The 20,102-nt window shown below is 58.6% G+C and carries 20 protein-coding genes and 1 other RNA gene; 11 read left to right on the plus strand and 10 right to left on the minus strand.

Translation table 11 applies throughout. The annotated features are described in order from the left end of the window. Positions 1–39 precede the first annotated feature (39 nt). The 4 genes from ABVT35_RS17980 to ABVT35_RS17995 all read left to right on the plus strand — a co-directional run bounded on the left by ABVT35_RS17980 (position 40) and on the right by ABVT35_RS17995 (position 4,895). Positions 40–834 carry an inositol monophosphatase family protein gene (locus ABVT35_RS17980; RefSeq protein ID WP_368468171.1) on the plus strand — a complete coding sequence of 265 codons (795 nt, stop codon included), beginning with the start codon at positions 40–42 and terminating at the stop codon, positions 832–834. 237 nt (positions 835–1,071) lie between these two features. Next, positions 1,072–2,148: a flagellar motor protein MotA gene (locus ABVT35_RS17985; protein WP_368468172.1), complete on the plus strand. Its 1,077-nt coding sequence runs from the start codon at positions 1,072–1,074 to the stop codon at positions 2,146–2,148. A 3-nt stretch (positions 2,149–2,151) separates the two neighbouring features. After that, complete coding sequence (locus ABVT35_RS17990; protein ID WP_368468174.1) at positions 2,152–3,183, plus strand: peptidoglycan -binding protein; 1,032 nt, start codon at positions 2,152–2,154, stop codon at positions 3,181–3,183. Positions 3,184–3,245: 62 nt separating this feature from the next. Then, entirely contained in the window at positions 3,246–4,895 is a 1,650-nt protein-coding gene (locus tag ABVT35_RS17995; protein WP_368468175.1) for an FAD-binding dehydrogenase, read from the plus strand. Positions 4,896–4,911: 16 nt separating this feature from the next. Here ABVT35_RS17995 and ABVT35_RS18000 read toward each other — a convergent pair whose 3' ends face one another. Beyond that, the gene (locus ABVT35_RS18000; protein WP_368468177.1) at positions 4,912–5,376 is read right to left on the minus strand and encodes a hypothetical protein; all 465 of its coding nucleotides are present in this window, start codon (positions 5,374–5,376) and stop codon (positions 4,912–4,914) included. Next, on the minus strand, positions 5,377–7,179 hold the full coding sequence (locus tag ABVT35_RS18005; RefSeq protein WP_368468179.1) for an ABC transporter transmembrane domain-containing protein: 1,803 nt from the start codon (positions 7,177–7,179) through the stop codon (positions 5,377–5,379). It abuts the gene before it with no gap. 191 nt (positions 7,180–7,370) lie between these two features. Here ABVT35_RS18005 and rpmE point away from each other — a divergent pair, with 191 nt between their 5' ends. Next, positions 7,371–7,592 (plus strand): 50S ribosomal protein L31, encoded by a 222-nt coding sequence (gene rpmE / locus ABVT35_RS18010; protein WP_368468180.1) that lies wholly within the window; start codon positions 7,371–7,373, stop codon positions 7,590–7,592. A 103-nt stretch (positions 7,593–7,695) separates the two neighbouring features. Here rpmE and ABVT35_RS18015 read toward each other — a convergent pair whose 3' ends face one another. Together ABVT35_RS18015 and ABVT35_RS18020 are read right to left on the minus strand one after the other, a co-directional pair. After that, entirely contained in the window at positions 7,696–8,220 is a 525-nt protein-coding gene (locus tag ABVT35_RS18015; protein WP_368468182.1) for a DUF1465 family protein, read from the minus strand. Between the two features lie 414 nt (positions 8,221–8,634). After that, complete coding sequence (locus tag ABVT35_RS18020; RefSeq protein ID WP_368468184.1) at positions 8,635–8,823, minus strand: DUF1192 domain-containing protein; 189 nt, start codon at positions 8,821–8,823, stop codon at positions 8,635–8,637. 94 nt (positions 8,824–8,917) lie between these two features. Between ABVT35_RS18020 and ABVT35_RS18025 the strand changes: the two genes are divergently transcribed. Next, entirely contained in the window at positions 8,918–9,898 is a 981-nt protein-coding gene (locus ABVT35_RS18025) for an NAD(P)H-quinone oxidoreductase (RefSeq protein ID WP_368468186.1), read from the plus strand. Positions 9,899–9,909: 11 nt separating this feature from the next. Then, on the plus strand, positions 9,910–10,065 hold the full coding sequence (locus tag ABVT35_RS18030) for a hypothetical protein (RefSeq protein ID WP_368468189.1): 156 nt from the start codon (positions 9,910–9,912) through the stop codon (positions 10,063–10,065). Between the two features lie 44 nt (positions 10,066–10,109). On the opposite strand, the gene ABVT35_RS18035 is transcribed toward ABVT35_RS18030, so the two are convergent. Together ABVT35_RS18035 and ABVT35_RS18040 are read right to left on the minus strand one after the other, a co-directional pair. Then, positions 10,110–10,868, minus strand: a complete 759-nt coding sequence (locus tag ABVT35_RS18035; RefSeq protein ID WP_368468191.1) for an SGNH/GDSL hydrolase family protein — start codon at positions 10,866–10,868, stop codon at positions 10,110–10,112. A 144-nt stretch (positions 10,869–11,012) separates the two neighbouring features. Continuing rightward, the gene (locus ABVT35_RS18040) at positions 11,013–12,038 is read right to left on the minus strand and encodes a class I fructose-bisphosphate aldolase (protein WP_368468193.1); all 1,026 of its coding nucleotides are present in this window, start codon (positions 12,036–12,038) and stop codon (positions 11,013–11,015) included. A 329-nt stretch (positions 12,039–12,367) separates the two neighbouring features. Between ABVT35_RS18040 and ABVT35_RS18045 the strand changes: the two genes are divergently transcribed. Then, on the plus strand, positions 12,368–14,254 hold the full coding sequence (locus ABVT35_RS18045; RefSeq protein ID WP_368468195.1) for an adenylate/guanylate cyclase domain-containing protein: 1,887 nt from the start codon (positions 12,368–12,370) through the stop codon (positions 14,252–14,254). Between the two features lie 20 nt (positions 14,255–14,274). On the opposite strand, the gene pgk is transcribed toward ABVT35_RS18045, so the two are convergent. From pgk to tkt, 4 genes are all read right to left on the minus strand, one after another. Next, positions 14,275–15,471 (minus strand): phosphoglycerate kinase, encoded by a 1,197-nt coding sequence (gene pgk, locus ABVT35_RS18050; protein ID WP_368468197.1) that lies wholly within the window; start codon positions 15,469–15,471, stop codon positions 14,275–14,277. Between the two features lie 2 nt (positions 15,472–15,473). Beyond that, positions 15,474–15,782, minus strand: coding sequence for a DUF1272 domain-containing protein (locus tag ABVT35_RS18055; protein ID WP_368468199.1), 309 nt, complete (start codon positions 15,780–15,782; stop codon positions 15,474–15,476). A 16-nt stretch (positions 15,783–15,798) separates the two neighbouring features. Further along, positions 15,799–16,800, minus strand: a complete 1,002-nt coding sequence (gap, locus tag ABVT35_RS18060; protein ID WP_368468200.1) for a type I glyceraldehyde-3-phosphate dehydrogenase — start codon at positions 16,798–16,800, stop codon at positions 15,799–15,801. A 78-nt stretch (positions 16,801–16,878) separates the two neighbouring features. Then, the gene (gene tkt, locus ABVT35_RS18065; protein WP_368468201.1) at positions 16,879–18,882 is read right to left on the minus strand and encodes a transketolase; all 2,004 of its coding nucleotides are present in this window, start codon (positions 18,880–18,882) and stop codon (positions 16,879–16,881) included. A gap of 339 nt (positions 18,883–19,221) precedes the next feature. Between tkt and ABVT35_RS18070 the strand changes: the two genes are divergently transcribed. The 3 genes from ABVT35_RS18070 to ssrS all read left to right on the plus strand — a co-directional run bounded on the left by ABVT35_RS18070 (position 19,222) and on the right by ssrS (position 20,080). Then, positions 19,222–19,494, plus strand: coding sequence for a DUF4164 domain-containing protein (locus tag ABVT35_RS18070; RefSeq protein WP_368468843.1), 273 nt, complete (start codon positions 19,222–19,224; stop codon positions 19,492–19,494). A 4-nt stretch (positions 19,495–19,498) separates the two neighbouring features. Beyond that, on the plus strand, positions 19,499–19,858 hold the full coding sequence (locus ABVT35_RS18075; RefSeq protein WP_368468202.1) for a cell division protein ZapA: 360 nt from the start codon (positions 19,499–19,501) through the stop codon (positions 19,856–19,858). Positions 19,859–19,921: 63 nt separating this feature from the next. After that, a non-coding RNA gene (gene ssrS, locus ABVT35_RS18080) (6S RNA) lies at positions 19,922–20,080 on the plus strand. Positions 20,081–20,102: the final 22 nt, after the last annotated feature.

The raw sequence follows: 20,102 nt of genomic DNA on the forward strand, positions 1-20,102 counted from the left end.
TGCGCGCTCCGGCAAAAACACGCATCAAGGCAGAAAAATATGGCCCGCTCAGCGCTCCTCAATGTCATGGTCCAGGCCGCCCTGAAGGCCGGGCGCTCGCTCTCACGCGATTTTGGCGAGGTTCAAAATCTCCAGGTGTCGCTAAAGGGACCGAGTGACTATGTCAGCCAGGCGGACCGCAAGGCCGAGGAAATCATCCTTGGCGAATTGTCCCGGGCGCGTCCGACATACGGGGTTCTTGCCGAAGAAAGCGGCGAAGAAAAGGGCACCGACGGCCAGCACCGGTGGATCGTTGATCCGCTGGACGGCACCACGAATTTTCTGCACGGCATTCCGCTTTTTGCAGTTTCCATTGCGCTTGAGCGTCAGGGTGAGATCGTTGCGGGCGTTGTTTACAACCCGGCAATGGACGAGCTCTTTACCGCCGAGCGCGGCAACGGGGCGTTTGTCAATGACCGCCGCATGCGGGTTGCCGGCCGCAGGACGCTGACCGACTGTGTGATCGGCACAGGGGTTCCGCATCTCGGCCGTGGCCAACACGGCAAATATCTCATTGAGTTACGACATGTGATGGGTGAAGTCGCAGGGATCCGGCGCATGGGCGCCGCGGCGCTTGATCTTGCCTATGTCGCTGCGGGACGCCTCGACGGCTTTTGGGAAGAAAGCCTTTCTCCGTGGGACTTAGCGGCGGGAATCCTGATGATCCGCGAAGCCGGCGGCTTCGTTTCGGACCGTGACGGCGGTGGCCGTATGTTCGAAAAGCAGAACATTGTCGCCGGCAATGAGCGCATCCACAAAGAACTGATGTCGGTTCTCAAGCGACCGGCAAATTAGCGTCCAATTTTGATTCTAAGTGCTATTCTTTGTCATCCGGCCTTTCCATTTGATCTTGTTTTTGTTTAGTTTCATGGGGCCTTGTTAGAGGCAAGAGGCAAACAAAGCGGAGCAGATTGCATATCCGCCGGCTGGCTGGCGGCATTTTTGCCCCGTACAAGAATGGATTCGGTCAGTGCCGCCGGGGAACTGCGGGCGGCGGTGGGCCAACGGATTAAAGAGTAGGGTACGCAGCTTATGGCGAAGCTAAGACTCTCGGGGTGGGGCTTGTCGGATCAGGACATCGGGATGGAGCCACACCGGTTGTCGAGTCCGCTGGTCTTCTTCTGGAGCCAGGTCATCTTCCTCATCATGACAGGGTTCCTTGCCGCTATATTGTACCGGCAGATTTCAAGCGCTTTTTTTGCCAATCCCGGACTTAACGGGCTGATATTGTTTGTTCTCGGGATCGGTGTGCTGCTGGCGGTCAACCAGGTGCTGCGGTTGCGTCCCGAGGTCAGCTGGGTCAATTCGTTCCGCCAGGGCGGCGACAGAATGCGCGGCTCGCGCAGTCCCACACTGCTTGCGCCGATGCGGGTTCTGCTCAGCCGCAAGCAGTCCATGTCGCTGTCGACAACCTCGTTGCGCTCCATTCTCGATTCGATCGCCACGCGGCTTGATGAATCGCGCGACACGTCCCGCTACATGATCGGTCTTCTCGTTTTTCTCGGCCTGCTTGGTACCTTCTGGGGTTTGTTGCTGACCATCGGATCGATAAACACGGTTATCCAGTCCCTTGATCCCGGGTCCGGCAGTACCAGCGATGTGCTGCAGGAACTTAAAGACGGCCTGGAAGCGCCGCTCGCCGGTATGGGCACTGCGTTTTCCTCATCGCTTTTCGGGCTGGCGGGATCGCTTGTTCTTGGTTTTCTCGACCTTCAGGCGGGCCGTGCGCAGAACCGATTTTACACCGAGCTTGAAAACTGGCTCTCCACAGTCACCGATCCGGATTTCGACATTGTCGCCCCGGAAATGGGAACGGGTGCAGAATCGTCCGAAGACATTCGCCGCCTGTCCGAAACCGTGCAGACCATGGCGCAGTCCGGCGGCGGCATCAATCAGCGCTCGACGGCGGCGATGGCCAACCTTGCCGAAGGCATCCAGGGACTTGTAAAAAACATGCGCAACGAGCAGCAGATGCTGCGCGACTGGATTGAGGCGCAGCAGTCGGAGGCCAAGGCCATGCGGCAGACGCTGGACACCTTGGGATCCGAAATCGGCAAGATGGATGGCGTCGACGGGGACGGCAATTCCAAGAAAGCCAAGGGTAACTAAGATATGGCGCTGGCGAGAAACCGGCGTCGTGATCGCGGCGTGGACTTCTGGCCGGGCTTCGTCGATGCCCTGTCGACATTGCTGCTGGCCATCATGTTCCTGCTGTCGGTCTTTGTCATCGCGCAGTTTTTGCTCAGCCGCGAAATCAGTGGCCGTGACGAGGTTCTCAACCGTCTCAACAGCCAGATCAATGAACTGACGCAGCTTCTTGCCCTAGAGCAGTCCGGAAAGCAGGACCTTGAAGATGCGCTGGCCAACATGCAGGCGACGCTGGCCGATGCCGAGGGCGAACGTTCGCGGCTTCAGGCGCTTTTGGCGCGGGGAGCAGGTGCGTCGAGCGCCGCCGAGGCCGAGATCGGAACGCTTTCGCAGTCTCTCGACGAACAGCGTCAGATCAGCCAGCGGGCACTGTCGCAGGTCGAACTTCTGAACCAGCAGATCGCTGCCCTCAGGCGGCAGATTGCGGCGCTTGAGGATGCGCTGGATGTGTCGGAGGAAAAGGACCGTGAATCGCAGGTCAAGATCGCTGATCTCGGCCGCCGGCTCAATGTTGCGCTCGCCCAGCGCGTCCAGGAGCTCAACCGCTACCGTTCGGATTTTTTCGGCCGTTTGCGTGAAATTCTGTCGGACCGTGAAAATATCCGCATCGTCGGCGACCGTTTCGTGTTTCAGTCGGAAGTGCTTTTTTCATCCGGCAGCGCAGATCTCAATCCGGAAGGCCAGCAGGAAATGGGCAAGCTCGCCAGTGCGCTGCTCGAACTTGCCCGGGAGATTCCGTCGGACATCAACTGGGTTCTGCGGGTAGACGGCCATACCGACAATGTTCCGTTGTCGGGAACCGGCCAGTTTGCGGACAACTGGGAGCTTTCTTCAGCGCGTGCAACATCGGTGGTCAAATACCTGATTGATGGCGGCGTACCGGCCAATCGTCTCGTTGCCGCCGGATTCGGTGAATTTCAGCCGATCGAGGAAGGCAATTCGCAGGAGGCCCGCGCCACAAACCGCCGCATTGAGCTAAAACTGACAGAACGTTAGCGATCCAACCCGCCGGTCTTCGGCAGGCGGATTTCACGACGTCACCGGATGAAGGGGGAATCATGGATTGCGACGTTATTGTTGTCGGAGCGGGTCTTGCCGGACTGGTTGCCGCCGCGGAACTGGCTGACGCCGGAAAATCGGTCATTGTCGTCGATCAGGAAAATGAGAACAATATCGGCGCTCAGGCCTTCTGGTCCTTCGGCGGCCTGCTTTTTGTCGATTCTCCGGAACAGAGGCGGCTCGGCATTCGCGACAACCGCGACCTTGCGTGGCAGGACTGGCTGGGATCCGCCGCCTTCGACCGCGAGGAGGATCACTGGCCGAGGCGGTGGGCTGAAGCTTATGTAGACTTTGCGGCCGGTGAGAAGCGTTCCTGGCTGCACCAGCAGGGTGTGCGTTTCTTCCCCGTGGTCGGCTGGGCCGAGCGCGGCGGTGCACTTGCAAACGGCCATGGCAATTCAGTGCCGCGTTTCCACATAACGTGGGGAACGGGACCCGGGCTCGTCGCGCCGTTCGAACGGCGTGTGCGTGCGGGCGTTGAACGCGGCAAGGTCCGTCTGTGTTTTCGCCATCAGGTAGACGAGATCGTCGCCACCGACGGCCGCGTGACCGGTGTGCGCGGCAGCATATTGGAGCCGAGCGACGCCGCGCGGGCCGTCCGGTCCTCGCGTGACGTTGCCAGCGACTTTACTTTCTCGGCCGGCGCGGTCGTCGTCAGCTCCGGCGGTATTGGCGGCAATCACGATCTTGTCCGCAAGAACTGGCCGCGTGACCGCTTGGGCGAGCCGCCGCAGAACATGATATCCGGTGTGCCGCATCATGTAGACGGGCGCATGCTGGAGATCAGCAGCCGGGCCGGCGCATCAATCATCAATTCAGACCGGATGTGGCACTATACCGAGGGCGTGAAGAACTGGGATCCGATCTGGCCGAAGCACGGAATCCGCATTCTTCCCGGGCCGTCGTCCTTCTGGTGCGATGCCAAAGGCAACCGGATGCCTGTGCCATGCCTTCCCGGATTCGATACGCTTTCGACGCTCAGCCACATCATGCAAAGCGGCCACGAATACAGCTGGTTCGTGCTCAGCCAGTCGATCATCGAAAAGGAGTTTGCGCTTTCGGGATCGGAACAGAATCCGGATCTGACGGAAAAGAGCATCCTCAAGGTGCTGCAGCGCGTGCGCAAGGGGGCGCCTGCACCGGTGGAGGCGTTCAAGCAGAAGGGTGAAGACTTTGTCGTGCGCGACACGCTCGAGGCGCTGGTTGACGGCATGAACGCACTAACCGGGGAAAACCTGATCGGCATCGATCACCTGCGTGGTCAGATCGAAGCGCGAGACCGGGAGATCGACAACGCCTATACGAAAGACCTGCAGATTACAGCAATGCGCGGCGCGCGAAACTATATCGGCGACCGGCTGATACGCACGGCAAAGCCGCACCGCATCCTTGATGAAAAGCACGGGCCGCTGATAGCCGTGCGCTTGAATATTCTTACCCGCAAGACACTCGGCGGCATCCACACGGATCTTTCCTCGCGGGTTCTCGATGCTGCCGGCAATGTCATTGACGGGCTTTATGCTGCCGGCGAGGCGGCGGGGTTCGGCGGCGGCGGCATGCACGGATACAACGCCCTGGAAGGCACGTTTCTCGGCGGCTGTATATTTTCCGGACGCATAGCTGGGCGGGCTGCTGCGGAGGCCGGTTGATCGCGCGCATTTCGTGTCAGTTCAAAGCGGCTTCGACAAGCGCCGCCCTTTCAAGATCCTTCGGGCGGCCGAAACGCCGCAATACCGACAGTTGCTCTTCCAGTTCCGGAATGAACACATTGGCCGATCCGAAAACAATATGGTTGCGGGTTTTCAAGGTGAGCGGGGTCCAGCAGTTGTTTTCGTAAAGATGCATATCGCCGAGGAGGTCGATCGGCAAAAGCCGTGGACGCCTGACCTGGACAAAGGGGCTGGAGCGGAAGAACGGGTGCGGCACGGCCGGTGTTGCAGCAATGTCCCAATATGCAAGAAACGCCAATGCGGTTTTCCGGGTCGTGAGAATATCGATGTCCCGTACCGGCTCTTTTGTGATGCGACTTAGCTTCAATGCTCCGCTGCCGATGATCCACCAGTCGTCGCTGCCTGCCGGTGCTGCTGCCGCTATTTCCCGAAGCGTGTTTTCAAACACACCATCCGGCATTTACTGCGCCGCTTCCGTTTCCTGAAATTCGTCGTAGTGGAACTGCAGGCGGGCAAGGCGGGCATAGATGCCGCCGTTTTTCACCAGGCTTGAGTGGGTGCCCTCTTCGACAATCCGGCCATGGTCCATCACCAGGATCCGGTCGGCTTTTTTCACGGTGGCCAGGCGATGCGCGATGACCAGGGTCGTGCGGCCCTTCATCAGCCCGGTCAGGGCCTTTTGCACCAGTGTCTCGCTTTCGGCATCGAGCGCCGATGTCGCCTCGTCAAGGAGCAGAACCGGCGCATCCTTCAAAACCGCCCGGGCTATGGCAATGCGCTGGCGCTGGCCGCCGGACAGGGTGATGCCGCGTTCGCCGACCTTTGTATCGTAGCCGTTTTCCATGCGGACGATAAACGGATCGGCAAGGGCCGCCTTGGCTGCTTCGGTGATTTCGCCTTCCGACGCATCGGGCCGTCCGAAGGCGATATTGTCTCTGACGGAAGTGGCGAATATGGCAACGTCCTGCGGCACGCTTGCAAGCCTGTGGCGCAATGCAGAGGGATCGGCGTCGCGCACGTTGATGCCGTCAAGGCTGACTGTTCCCCCTTCGGGATCGTAAAACCGGCTGATCAGGGAGAACAGCGTGCTCTTGCCGGCGCCCGACGGGCCGACAATGGCGACCGTTTCGCCTGGATTCACAGTAAAGGAAAGGCCGTTCAGTATCGGCTCCTCGGGCCGTGCCGGATAGGAAAACCGGACATCGTCAAACGTGACCGATCCGATCGGCGGCTCGGGAAGCGGTTTCGGATTTGCCGGCGGCGCGATTGCCGGAACTTCATCTATCAGTTCGGTGAGGCGTTCAGCCGCGCCGGCGGCCTGGGAAATTTCGCCCCAGACTTCTGAAAGCGTGCCAAGGCTGGATGCGGCAAGGATCGAATAGAGGAGGAACTGGCCCAGTGTTCCGGCGGACATGTTTCCGACGAGGACGTTATGTGCGCCAAACCACAGGATTGCGACGACACTGCCGAAGATCATCATGATGGCAAAGCCGGTCAGGAGCGCGCGGGCGCGCACGGCGGCTCTGGCAGCGCTGAAAGCACTCTCCACGGCTTCGCCGTAGCGCCGGTTCGCGACCGGCTCACCATTAAAAGCCTGCAGGGTGCGGGAGGCTCCAATCGCCTCACTGGCATAAGCGGTTGCGTCGGCAAGCGTGTCCTGGGCCTCGCGTGAGCGGCCGCGAACCGACCGCCCGAATCCGACCAGCGGAAACACGATGATCGGTATGGCAATCAGCACAAGGCCGGAAAGTTCGGGGCTTGTGACGATCATCATGGCGACTGCGCCGAGGCACAGGATCGAGTTGCGCAGCGCCATTGACGCGGTTGCTCCAACCGCCGATTTGATCTGCGTCGTGTCCGCGCTCAGGCGCGAGACAATTTCGCCCGACTGATTGGAGTCAAAAAAGGCAGGCGATAGCGTGGTAACGTGGCTGAACACGTCGCGCCGCAGATCCGATACCACACGTTCGCCGATGGTGATGACGAAATAGTAGCGCATGGCGCTCGCCAGCGCCAAAAGCGCGGCGATAATCAGAAGCATGGTGAAATAGCTGTTGATGAAACTCGGGTCCGCACCGGAAAAGCCGTGGTCGATCATCCGGCGCACGGCAAGCGGCAGCGCCAGCGTCGCGCCTGCGGCCAAAATCAGTGCGGCCACCGCGCCGGTTACCAGACCCCGGTAGCGCAGAACATAGGGGAACAGCCGCGTAAGCGGACGCAATGACCTGGTGCGGTTGCTTTTGTTGCGGCTTTTATCGGCCAATTGGGTATTCCATCGCTATCAGGCTGGCAAAAAACGGCCACGCCTCTTGTCACATTCCAGCCCTTCATGTATAGGCTCGCCATCGAATTGGGAAGCCGTGACCTTTCGGGTGTGCGGCTTTGTTTGTGATATGGGCTGGTTTGCCGCAGTTTAAAGTGCGTGCAGGTGCCCAAATGATGCAGGACAAGGCAATGAAGGCTGATATCCATCCCGACTATCACATGATCAAAGTGGTCATGACCGATGGCACCGAATACATGACCCGCTCCACCTGGGGCTCCGAAGGCGACACCATGACGCTGGAAATCGACCCGAAGGCCCATCCGGCCTGGACGGGCGGCCAGCAGCACCTGCTCGACCGTGGTGGCCGTGTATCCAAGTTCAAGAAGCGTTTCGAAGGTCTCGGCCTTTAAGGACGCATCGGTCCGGTTGTCTGCGACCGGAAAGCAAGTATCAAAAAACCCCGCTCATTCGAGCGGGGTTTTTTGTTTTTCCGTTTGTGCTGAACGGATGGAGTTAACTACCTCCAAAAGCGGTCTGCAGCAGAGAAATCTGCGCCTTAACCGAATTTTCGTTGTCCGGATTGGCTGGCGGTTTCTTGGGACCCTTGCGCTGATAGATTTCCTTGTCGAGAAGCGCAACACGCGCCTGCAGGCGCAGTGAGCGCTCCACCAGATCGCGGAACGCTTCGGGCAGGTCGTCCCATCCGGGGGCGCTGCGGTCGCAGGCAAATCCGTCAAGGCGGACCTTGGTCTTCTCGGCCACGACCTGTTCGCGGGTCATTTCGCCATTGTTGACGGCCCGCTGGAGAAGCAGCCAGGAGGCCATCTGCATCAGCCGGGTGGTCAGGCGCATCGATTCCGCAGCATAAAGGACCGACGCCATGCGCGGCAGAGCTTTCGCTGCCGTGCGGCCGGTGCCGTCCAGATAGCCGGCCGTCTCCTCGACCAGCCCCATACCTTCCGCGTAGAGCGTCTTAAAGGAGGTGGAGGAGGTTACGCGTTCTGCAAACTGAATTGTGTTCTTTTGCATGTCTGCCATGCCGGTTGCCTCGTACTCTTTTATATTACACTTGCTTTTGCAGCCATCAAGTCTCAGCTCCGCCATATCCCCGCCGAGACCTGATTGCACAGTGGTGCCTGATGCTGTTTTACGCAAGGCAATTCTTAAGGAAAGGTTAACGGGTGCAAGACGTTGCAAACCATTGCCCCGAGAGGGCCCGTTTGTCCCCAAATATTTAATGAAATCAAAAAAAAGAGCCGCATGGCGGCTCTCAGAAGTTTAACAGGGAGGCATCAAACAGAATGACGCTTGGTCATTCGGTCCGAATCCAGAAGAACTGGATATCAACAATAATGACTCGTAAAGCTTAATGCTTGGTTAACAGGTTTTCTAAAAAACTCTTTTTTAGGGATTTGCTAACCGGATCTTAACCCAAACCTCCTTGGTTTCGCGCTATCGGAACAACGATTCCGCTTCACTCTTGCTTTTGTGCTTTGAGGATATTTCAGCCTCCAGGCGGGAGATTTCCTGCTGAAGCAATGCGATCCGGTTTTCCAGCTCATCCACCGAGATCAGCGACAGGTCACATCCGATTTCGTGGGCGACTGGGTTCTTTTCCGGCTCGTCCTCAAAAATAGACATGCTTTCCTCCATGGGCATTGTAAACATTGAATGATATGGGAATATCTGCGGAGAATCCAACACTAAGCCGGTACCACAGGCATGGGGAGCAGTCATGAAAGCAGTCGAAATTCGCGAGCCGGGAGGACCGGAAGTGCTGCAGCTTGTGGATCGGCCGGATCCACAGGCCGAGGCAGGCGAACTGCTGATCGCGGTCAAGGCCGCCGGGGTTAACCGTCCCGATTGCCTGCAGCGGCAGGGGGCTTATCCGCCTCCGCCTGGCGCTCCCGACATACCAGGCCTGGAGGTTGCCGGCGAGGTTGCAGCTGTGGGTGCGGGTGTAACTTCGTTTTCAGTCGGCGACCGGGTCTGTGCACTTGTCCCGGGCGGTGGCTATGCCGAATACTGCACGGTTCATGAAACCAACGCATTGCCGATTCCCGCCGGCTTCAGCTTCAGCGAAGCCGCGGCCATACCGGAGACCTATTTTACGGTGTGGCACAATGTTTTTCAGCGCGGCGGACTGAAGGCAGCTGAAACGCTGCTCGTCCACGGCGGATCGTCTGGGATCGGCACGACCGCGATCCAGCTTGCAAAAGCCTTCGGGGCGAACGTGATTACAACGGCAGGGTCGGACGACAAGTGCCAGGCATGCAGGGACCTTGGCGCTGACAGGGCAGTCAACTACAAGACGGATGATTTCGTCGCTGCCGTGAAAGAGGAAACGGACGGCGAGGGCGCGGATGTCATACTCGACATGGTTGGCGGAGATTATATTTCCCGCAACTACGATGCTGCCGCGGTCGAGGGACGCGTTGTGCAAATTGCCTTTCTGCGCGGCCGTGTTGCAGAGGCTGATTTTTCAAAGCTGATGATGAAGCGGCTGATCCATACGGGTTCCACCCTGAGGGCCAGATCGATCAACTTCAAAGCAGACATCGCAAGTGAGCTGAGGCGGAAAGTATGGCCGCTGTTGGGAAAACGAACCGTCGCCCCGGTGATGGATACGATCTTCCCGATTGACCGCGCGGCGGCGTCTCACAGCCGCATGGAAGAAGGCGACCACATCGGCAAGATCGTGCTGGATATCGGGTAGGTTCACAAAGCATGACCAAAGTGATCGCCATCGTGCTGCTGCTTGCGATGATCGCCCATATCATCAGGCCACTGGGGCTGCCGGGGCTTAAAAAACGCGCCGATTTCTGGAAAATCGCCGTCTTTGCGTTCCTGGCCATGATGATCGTGGTGGTGTTGCAGGTCTGATCCGCAGAAACCTGTCCCATTGACACCGTCCGTGGGACGCGATGTTATTCCGCCGCCTTGGCGACGGTTGCGGCGGATTTCAGTTCCGCGTCCCGTTGTTCGAGGATGGTACCGGCGAGCAGCTCCGCCCAGAAACGGTAGCCTTTACCGCAGGCGTGAAATCCGTCGACTGAAAACCCTGAAGAATCGAGCGTCTGGAGCTGCGGTGCGGCAATTGCATAACGCTCGCGGCAGAGCTGGCGCCCTTTCCGGTTAATGATCCTTGCACGCATTTCCAGGATATTCGCAAGAGCGGCGGGCAGGCTCGGAACCGTGCGCATGTCGATCATTGGCGACCAGATGATGGCTGCCTCCGGCCATTTCGCCCTCAGTGCATAGAGCAGGCCGCCAAATCCTTTTTTGAAGCGTTTTGCAGTGAGGAAATTCTTCATGTCGTTGGTGCCGGCAGCGACAATGATATGGGTGTAGGGCAGGCGCTCCAGATTGGGCACAACGTGGTCGCGCACTTCCTCGCAAATTGCGGAGTTCGAGCCGGCATTGCGCCATGAAACCGCATCTCCGGTCTGCTCATGAAGTATTTGCGCGAGCTGTGCCCCGACGGTCTCATCAATATGATCTGCTCCGACACCGGCTGCCGAGGAATCGCCGATAACCAACAGGCGATATGCCGGCTCGCTACCGGATCCGACTTGCCCGAAGGGCCGGCCATCCGGCGGTTGCAGGCGTGGTGTGCGGGAGCGCAGAAGCATGCCCTGCACAAGCGCAACGGGCGCCAGCAGCCAGCTTACCAAGCCGTAGATCATATACCTCATTGTCCGCGACCGGTTGGTGTCAAACAAAAGGCTCCGGCGATACCGGAGCCTCCTCGTCATGACGCCTCAGCAGTCGTGACATGTCAAGCTTGAACAACCGTCCGAACCGCAATGACCCGGTCGGGACATTGTTGCTCAGGCGGCCTTTTCCATATCGGCGTTCCAGTTGCCGGTAGCGGCAAGACCGTTCATGCGGGCGCGGTGCGTGAAGGCGCGCTGTCCGGCGGCGACATTTTCCGACTTGCCGCTCCAGGCTTTCAGGCATGCAGCCTGCAGGGCGCGGCCATAGGAGAAGGTGAGCTGCCACGGCAGGTCGTAGCCGGCATTCATCGCCGAAAGGTGCGCGGTTGCTTCCTCATCGCTCTGTCCGCCGGAAAGGAAGGCGATCCCGGGGATCGCTGCCGGTACCGTTGCCTTCAGGCAGCGAACGGTTTTTTCGGCGATTTCCTCAACCGACGCGTTGCGGGCGTTCTTGCCGTCAATGACCATGTTCGGCTTCAAAACGGTGCCCTCAAGATTGACGCGCGCATCGTAGAGTTCGGCAAAAACGGTGCGCAGCACCCATTCCGTCACTTCATAACAGCGGTCGATGGAATGGTCTCCCGGTGCTCCGTCCATGAGGATTTCCGGCTCGACGATGGGAACGATGCCCGCTTCCTGGCAAAGCGCCGCATAACGGGCCAGCGCATGGGCATTGGCACGAACGGCGCCGCCTGTGGGAAGGTCGCCGGAGATGGCGATCACACCGCGCCATTTGGCAAAACGCGCGCCGAGACCGTAATATTCCTCCAGGCGCTCGCGCAGGCCGTCGAGGCCCTCCGTCACTGTTTCGCCGGGATGGGCGGCCAGTGGCTTAGCGCCGCCGTCGACCTTGATACCGGGAACGGCACCCGATGCCTTGATGATATCGACCAGCGGTGTACCGTCGGCGGCTTTCTGGCGCAGGGTTTCGTCGAACAGGATGACACCGGAAATGTAGTTGCTCATTGCTTCGGAAGAGCGGAACAGCATCTCGCGGTAGTCACGACGGGTTTCCTCGGTCGATTCGACATTGATAGAGTCAAAACGTTTCTTGATCGTGCCGGTGGATTCATCAGCGGCCAGAATTCCTTTTCCTGCCGAAACCATCGCGGCGGCAATATCTTCCAAACGTTCACTCATGGGGTAAGTCTCCTTGTCATCAGGCGCGGGCGGCCTCGGCAATTGGAATGGCGGAGCGATCAGTTGCTTGAATTTGCTCTTTGATAATTCCGGCGATCTGCAGAGGCATTGAATTTTCCATGGCGATATCAGAAGTCCACGATCAGGAAAATGGCGGCATCGCCAATTGAATCGATTGAATAATATTCAATCGATTGAAATCCTCAAATGATTTGTGAACATGGTTTGCGCGACGGTTGGCAACGAAATGTGGACCGGTCGCGGTGCCGACGCAACTGCACCGCAATTGGGTGTATAGTCTCGAATTTTCAAAGAAGGGTTGCCGAGCAATGGTGCTGAAAGCGGTCGATAACAACACGGCAAAGAAGACGAAGATCCGCCGGACGGTTTCCCTGCGTCTTTTGCTGATTGTCGGGTTTGGCGGGCTGGTGGCCCTGTCGGTCGGCGGTGTTCTGGTGATGTCGGTTCTTGCCAATTTCTCAAACACGCACTCGCTCCTCGACCGTCAGGCAACGCTGCTGATCGAGGGAATGGAGCGGTCCTTCAAGAAGGATGCGGAGGATGCGGAGCGGACGGTACGCAGCGTTGCTCAGCTCTACGAACAGAACGCATTCGAGATCGGCGACGATACAACGCAGACGCCGGTGTTGAAGACGCTGCTCTTAAGCCATCAGGTGGTCGAAAACATTGCCATTGTCGATGGCAACGGACGGATATCCGGACTGATCAGAACGCCGCAGCAAAAAATAGTGCAGCTGATGCCGGGCCGAGGTGGAGCCGAACGAAAGCGCCGGCCCGCGATCCAGCAGTTTCCGAAGGCAGGTAAGGCCGAATGGCAGGATCCGGTGATCCGCAACGGCGTCCTCTTTCACAACGTGACCTATGCCTTGTCCCGAAGAGGAAAAGTCGACGGCATGGTGGTGGCGGCCGTCGGCGCCTACAGCCTCAACCGTATTGTCAGAGGCATTGGAACCGCCAATGAAACCAGAACCTTTGTCATGAACGGCGAGGACGAGATCATTGCTCACTCGTATCTCCCGCAGCTTTTTCGTGACAATCCGTCCATTCCCATCAACGAATTTCCCGACGACGCCGTGCAGGGGATTGCCGGTAAAATCGACCGGGAGGCAATGGAAAACGAATCCGGTGCGGACAGTTTTCGTGTCCGCAACATAAAAAATGCCCGGCGCAACGAATATGTCGTCATAACCAAGAAAATAGCGGCAATGTCCAAGCAGCCCTATGTGCTTGCCGCCTATTTCAACGCCGCGGATCTCGGCAGCGAATTGCGACGCGCTCGCATTTCCGCACTGATCGGGCTGCTGGCGCTGATACTTGCGGTGGTTCTGGCGGTCATCTTCGGAAACCGCCTGTCACGGCCGCTTGCAAGGATTTCAAAAACAGCATCGCAGTTTGCCAATCTTGACCTTGGTGCCTACAAGCCGCTGCCCGCATCGCGGGTCCGCGAGATCGACGGACAGGTCCAGGCGATGAACTCCATGCACACGGCGCTCACCGAGTTCGGGCACTATGTTCCCAAGGAACTGGTCAAGCGCCTGCTGCATTCAGGAACCGAGGCGACCCGGTCAGTGGAGCGTGAAATCACCGTGATGTTCACCGATGTGGCCGGATTTACCGCGATGTCCGAGCAGATGACCGCCGGCGATGTCGTCAAGGTTCTCAACGAGCATTTCGCGCTGTTGTGCGAGGAGATTGCCGCCTGCGGTGGAACGGTCGACAAGTTCATGGGTGATGGCTTGATGGCCTTCTGGGGCGCACCGGAGGCCGACAAGGATCACGCCAGAAACGCACTTGAGGCGGCGCGGCGGATTGCCAATGCATTCGAGATTGGAAACCGCGAAAGAGCCGCCGATGGCGAGCAGCCGCTGAAGTTGAGGATAGGCATCCACACCGGCCGTGCAGTTGTCGGCAACATTGGTGGCACGGACCGCCACAACTACACCGTTGTCGGTGATATCGTGAACGTCGCTTCCAGACTGGAGCAACTGGGCAAGCAGATCATCGAGGACCGCGATATTGTTATTCTGGTTTCCTCTGCGTGCCGCACTGCAGCGGCGGATCCGGAAGGTCTCAGACCCGCCGGTTCGCATATGCTGCGCGGTCGCAAAAAACCGATCAGTGTCTTTGAGTTGATGACGGATGATGAAACAGCGGCTTCCGGCAGGCCCGGAGAAGCCAATGAAATGTCTGCCTAAATAGCGAAATTATTCGAAAACTACCGTTTCAGCGCATCGACGCCGGGCAGCGGCTTGCCTTCCATCCATTCCAGGAAAGCACCACCTGCCGTCGACACATAGCTGAAGTCGCCGGCGACGCCTGCATGGTTGAGCGCGGCAACGGTGTCTCCGCCGCCGGCAACCGATGTCAGCAGGCCCTCGGCGGTTTGAGCGGCGGCAAATTTCGCTGCCGCGACGGTTGCCTCATCGAAGGGTTCGATTTCAAATGCGCCGAGCGGCCCGTTCCAGACAAGTGTGCTTGCCCTGCCGATCCAATCATTGATGGAAGAGACGGACTTGTCGCCCACATCGAGGATCATGGCATCGGACGGAACGGCTTTTATGTCGACGGTTTCGCACTCGGCGCCCGCCTTGAATTCCTTTGCCACTACCGCGTCGACGGGCAGCACGATGGCGCAGCTGTTCGAAGCCGCTTCGATCATGATCTGCTTGGCGGTTGCCGCAAGATCGTGCTCGCACAGGGATTTGCCGACGTCGGTGCCCTTGGCCGCAAGGAATGTATTGGCCATGCCGCCGCCGATGACCAGTGCGTCGACCTTGCCGACGAGGTTCATCAGCAGGTCCAGCTTGGTCGAGACCTTGGCGCCGCCGACAATCGCCACAACCGGGCGGGCAGGATTGCCGAGACCCTTTTCGAGCGCTTCGAGTTCCGCCTGCATCGTGCGGCCGGCATAGGATGGCAGCAGGTGTGCGAGGCCTTCGGTCGAAGCATGGGCACGGTGCGCTGCTGAAAACGCGTCGTTGACGTAGATATCGCCATTTTCAGCCAGCTGCTTTGCAAAGGCCGGGTCGTTCTTTTCTTCGCCTGCATGAAAGCGGACATTTTCAAGCAGCAAAATGTCACCGTTCACCATTGCCTCCACGGCATCGTGCGCCTCCTTGCCGATGCAGTCCGCGGCGAAGTGCACCCGGTGATCGAGCACCTCCTCGACCTTGTGGGAAATAGGCTCCAGCGACATGCTTTCGACGACGGCGCCCTTGGGCCGGCCGAAATGGGCCAGCAGGATAACCTTCGCCCCCTTGGAGGACAGCTCGCGCAGTGTCGGCGCAATGCGTTCGATCCGGGTCGTATCGCTTACCTGGCCGTCCTGAACCGGAACGTTGAGGTCGACGCGTGTCAGAACCCGCTTTCCGGCGATGTCGGTCAGGGAATCAAGGGTTTTGAAATCGGTCATAATCAGCGCTCTTCGGGAAGGATGTTGCGAAGTTTGTCTATGAAGGCTGCAAGGTCCTGGCGGTCGTGTTTGAGATGCATCCGTTTGGCAGATGCCGGCGCATTTGCCAGCCCGGTTCCGGGCCGATGTGCCGCTTTCGGCCGAATTGGCCGCTTTTCAAATCCACCGCCGCAATTGGGGCAGACATTGTGCAGGACGTTTTCTACGCAATCTGCGCAGAAGGTACACTCGTAAGTGCAGATCATGGCGTTGGGCGCATTTGCCGGCAGGTCCGTGTCGCAATATTCGCAATTCGGCCTTAGCTGCAACATGCGCCCAGCACCCGTTTTAGATGAGCTTGCCCATGGCAACCGCGGTATCGGACATGCGGTTGGAGAAACCCCACTCATTGTCATACCAGGTCAGGATGCGGCACATGGTGCCTTCCATTACCTTTGTCTGGTCCATGTGGAACACCGAGGAATGCGGATCGTGGTTGAAGTCCATAGAAACCAGCGGCTCGTCGGTGAACCCGAGGATGCCCTTCAGTTCACCGTTTGCGGCTTCGCGTATGGCCGCGTTGATTTCTTCGACGGAGGTCTGGCGCGAGGCGATGAAGGTCAGATCGACAACCGAGACATTCGGCGTCGGCACGCGGATCGCAACACCGTCCATCTTGCCGTTCAGTTCCGGCAGGACAAGACCGACGGCCTTGGCGGCGCCGGTTGAGGTCGGGATCATCGACATGGCGGCAGCACGGGCGCGGTAAAGGTCCTTGTGCATGGTGTCGAGTGTGGGCTGATCGCCGGTATAAGAGTGGATTGTTGTCATGAAGCCCTTTTCAATGCCGATTGCATTGTTAAGGACATAGGCGACCGGCGACAGGCAGTTGGTGGTGCACGATGCGTTGGAGACGACCAGGTCTTCCGCTGTCAGCGCACTGTCGTTGACGCCGAAGACGATGGTCTTGTCGGCACCGGAGGCCGGCGCTGAAACCAGGACACGGCTGGAGCCGTTTTCAAGGTGCATGGCGGCTTTTTCACGGTCTGCGAAAATACCGGTGCATTCGAGCGCAACGTCGACATCGGCCCAGGGCAGCTCTTTGGGGTCGCGGATGGCGGTGACCTTGATGGGGCCGCGGCCGACATCAATCGTATCGCCTTCGACGGTCACGGTGCCCGGGAAACGGCCATGCACACTGTCGTAACGGATCAGGTGCGCATTTGTCTCTACCGGTCCCAGATCGTTGATTGCAACGACCTCGATATCGTTGCGGTCCGATTCAATGATGGCGCGAAGCACGTTGCGGCCAATGCGGCCAAATCCGTTGATGGCGACTTTGACGGTCATGGATATTCTCCCGTTCGATGATGCGGTTGCGTCTGGTTGGAGCAGGCGATGAAACTTGAGCCGCCTGCCGGTCGATGCCTATGCGGCCCGGCCTTCCAGATTGTTCAACTTTGCTTCCACGGCTTCAAAAGCCGCATTGGCGGTTATTCCGAAATGACTGTAAAGCTCCTTGTAGGGCGCGGAGGCACCAAAGGTGCTCATGCCGACAAAAATGCCGTCATTGCCGATAAAGCGGTCCCATCCCTGGCGCACGCCGGCTTCGATGGCGACCTTGACGGGCGAATTGCCCAATACGGCCTGCTTGTATTCTTCGGATTGTTCCTCGAACAATTCGAAGCTCGGAACGGAAACGACCCGGGCGGAATGTCCTGCCGCCTCGATTTTCCCGGCGGTTTCAAGGGCGATTTCCACTTCCGAGCCGGATGCGAAGATCGTGACATCCGCATCGCTGGCCGGAACCAGGTCATAGGCGCCGTAGGCGCACATGTTTTCTTCAATATAGGTCGTGCGGACTGCGGGCAGGTTCTGGCGCGTCAGCGCAATGCCCGAGGGTCTGCTTTCCGATTCCAGCGCGAGCTGCCAGCATTCGGCGGTTTCGGTGGCGTCGGCCGGCCTGAACATCAACAGGTTGGGCATGGCCCGCAGGGATGCAAGGTGCTCAACCGGCTGGTGGGTCGGGCCATCTTCACCAAGGCCGATTGAATCGTGCGTCAGCACGTGAATGACACGAATGCCCATGATCGCGGCAAGCCTGATGGAAGGCCGGCAGTAGTCCGAAAAGATCAGGAAGCCGCCGGAATAGGGGATCAGGCCGCCATGCAGTGCGATGCCGTTCATTGCGGCCGCCATGCCGTGTTCGCGAATTCCATAGTGAATATAGCGGCCGGAAAAATCGTCCGGCGTGATGGCGTCTGTGTGTTCGGTCTTGGTGTTGTTGGAGCCGGTGAGGTCGGCCGAGCCGCCGAGCGTTTCGGGAACAATCCCGTTAATGACGTGAAGTGCGGCTTCTGATGCCTTGCGGGTGGCAAGGGTTGGCTTGTCTTCGGCCAGCTTTTTCTTGTAGGCGTCGATTGCTCCTTCAAAGGTGCCCGGCAATTCGCCGTCCATGCGGCGCGTGAAGGCAGCTCGGCGTTCTGCATCGGCCGCCGCAACGCGCTCCTCCCAGGCTTTGCATTCCTTGGTGGACCGCAGGCCCGCAAGGCGCCAGCAGTCAAGCACATCGGAAGGTATGTCGAATGGCTCATGTGCCCAATTCAGCTTGTCACGGACGCCTGCGATCTCGTCGGCTCCAAGCGGTGCGCCATGCGCCTTGGCCGTGCCTGCCTTGTTCGGAGCGCCGAAGCCGATGATTGTCTTGCAGGCGATCATTGTCGGTTTGTCGGAAGACTGCGCTTCTTCGATGGCGCTCGCAATGGCATCCGGGTCATGACCGTCAATGCTGATTGTATGCCAGCCGCTGGCCTGGAAACGGGCGATCTGATCGGTCGAATCGGAAAGGCTGACAGATCCGTCAATGGAGATGCCGTTGTCGTCCCAAAAGACGATCAGCTTGTTGAGCTTGAGGTGCCCCGCAAGGCCGATTGCTTCCTGGCTGATGCCTTCCATGAGGCAGCCGTCGCCAGCCAGCACATAGGTGTAGTGATTGATCATGTCGTCGCCGAACTCGTCACCGAGCTTGCGCTCGGCAATGGCCATGCCAACGGCATTGGCAAGGCCCTGGCCAAGCGGACCGGTCGTGGTCTCGATGCCGGCGGCGTGACCGAATTCCGGATGGCCGGCGGTTTTGTAGCCGAGCTGGCGGAAATTCTTGATTTCGTCGAGTGTGATGTCTTCGTAACCGAGCAGATAGAGCAGCGAATAGATCAGCATCGAGCCGTGGCCGGCGGACAGCACAAAGCGGTCCCGATTCGGCCATTCGGGCCGCTTGGGATCGAAGGTCATGAACCGGGTAAACAGGACAGTGGCTATATCGGCTGCCCCCATCGGCAGGCCGGGGTGACCTGATTTGGCCTTTTCAACGGCGTCCATGGAGAGAAAGCGGATCGCGTTTGCCATCCGATCATGTTTTTCGCTTGGGATCATAACTTTTCAGCTTGTTCAGGGTGTCTTCGGGCAGACCTTTTACAGCCGCCTGTTAAAAGCAGGTGACACATAGCAGGTGGCGTCGTGGAGTCAATAAATGTCGGCATCGTTATGCGTGGGGATGTGTGATTCGCCGCCCAAAAAAGTCGAAATCACGTTGGTGCTTTCCGGCAATTGGCAAAAAGTCCGCTCTGGCGGTGGTGCAATCGGGTTATCCCCAACCGAATTGCGCCGGATTGGCAACATGATTTGACGGCTGGTTCCCGCGCCGCTTAATCTTTGCGTGGTAAGTGCCCGAGAATCAAAAGGTTTGTGAACTCGAAGGCATGGGACAAGACGATGTCGGGTGAGAAAACAGCAAAATCAGCGCTGGAAAGCCTTAATAAGGCTCTCACTAGACTTGAGAACGCGGTTGACGGCCGCGTTGAGAAGGAAAGCGACTTTGCCGATGCGGAAGAAGAGGTCCAGCGTCTCAATGCGGACCGCTCGCGACTCGCTCAGGAACTTGACCAGTCGGAAGATCGCGCAACCCGTCTAGAGGATGCCAATCGGGAGGTCTCCCGTAGACTGGTTACTGCAATGGAGACTATTCGCGCAGTTATGGATCGATAGGCTGATGGCACAGATCACGGTAAATATCGACGGCAAAGCCTACCGGATGGCGTGCGAGGAGGGGCAGGAGGAACACCTCACTGAGCTGGCCAGTAAATTCGACCGCTATGTCGGACATCTCAAGGGTGAGTTTGGCGAGATCGGCGATCTGCGCATAACCGTAATGGCCGGCATATTGGTCATGGATGAGCTCAGTGAGGCGCAGCGCAAGCTGAGCGGCCTTGAAAGCGAGGTTTCCAGCCTCAAGAAAACCCGCGATACGGCGCTTGAACGCGTCGACGACGCCGATGCGAGACTGGCCAAGACTCTTATCCATATCACCGATCAGGTGGAGCGAATCGCTACGAAGCTCGAAAAGAGCTGACCTGCCAATATGACCCCCCAATTTTAGGCTGGCGCTTTGCCTGTGGCGCCACTATATTCCCGCGGCGGTCTGCGCCTCTCGATTGGAAACACAATCCCCGGGGCCTTAATCGATCCTAAGGGAGCTGTCCCTGTTTAGACCCGTGGGTTTTTACACACGGCGCCCACCTACTTTGTAGGTTCCCGGGATCGTAAAACTTCCGTCGGTTGCCGCGGATCGCTTGTTTTTCCCTAAAAGCGGGCCG

The sequence above is a fragment of the Hoeflea sp. TYP-13 genome, from assembly GCF_040932035.1.
Taxonomy (GTDB): Bacteria; Pseudomonadota; Alphaproteobacteria; order Rhizobiales; family Rhizobiaceae; genus Hoeflea_A.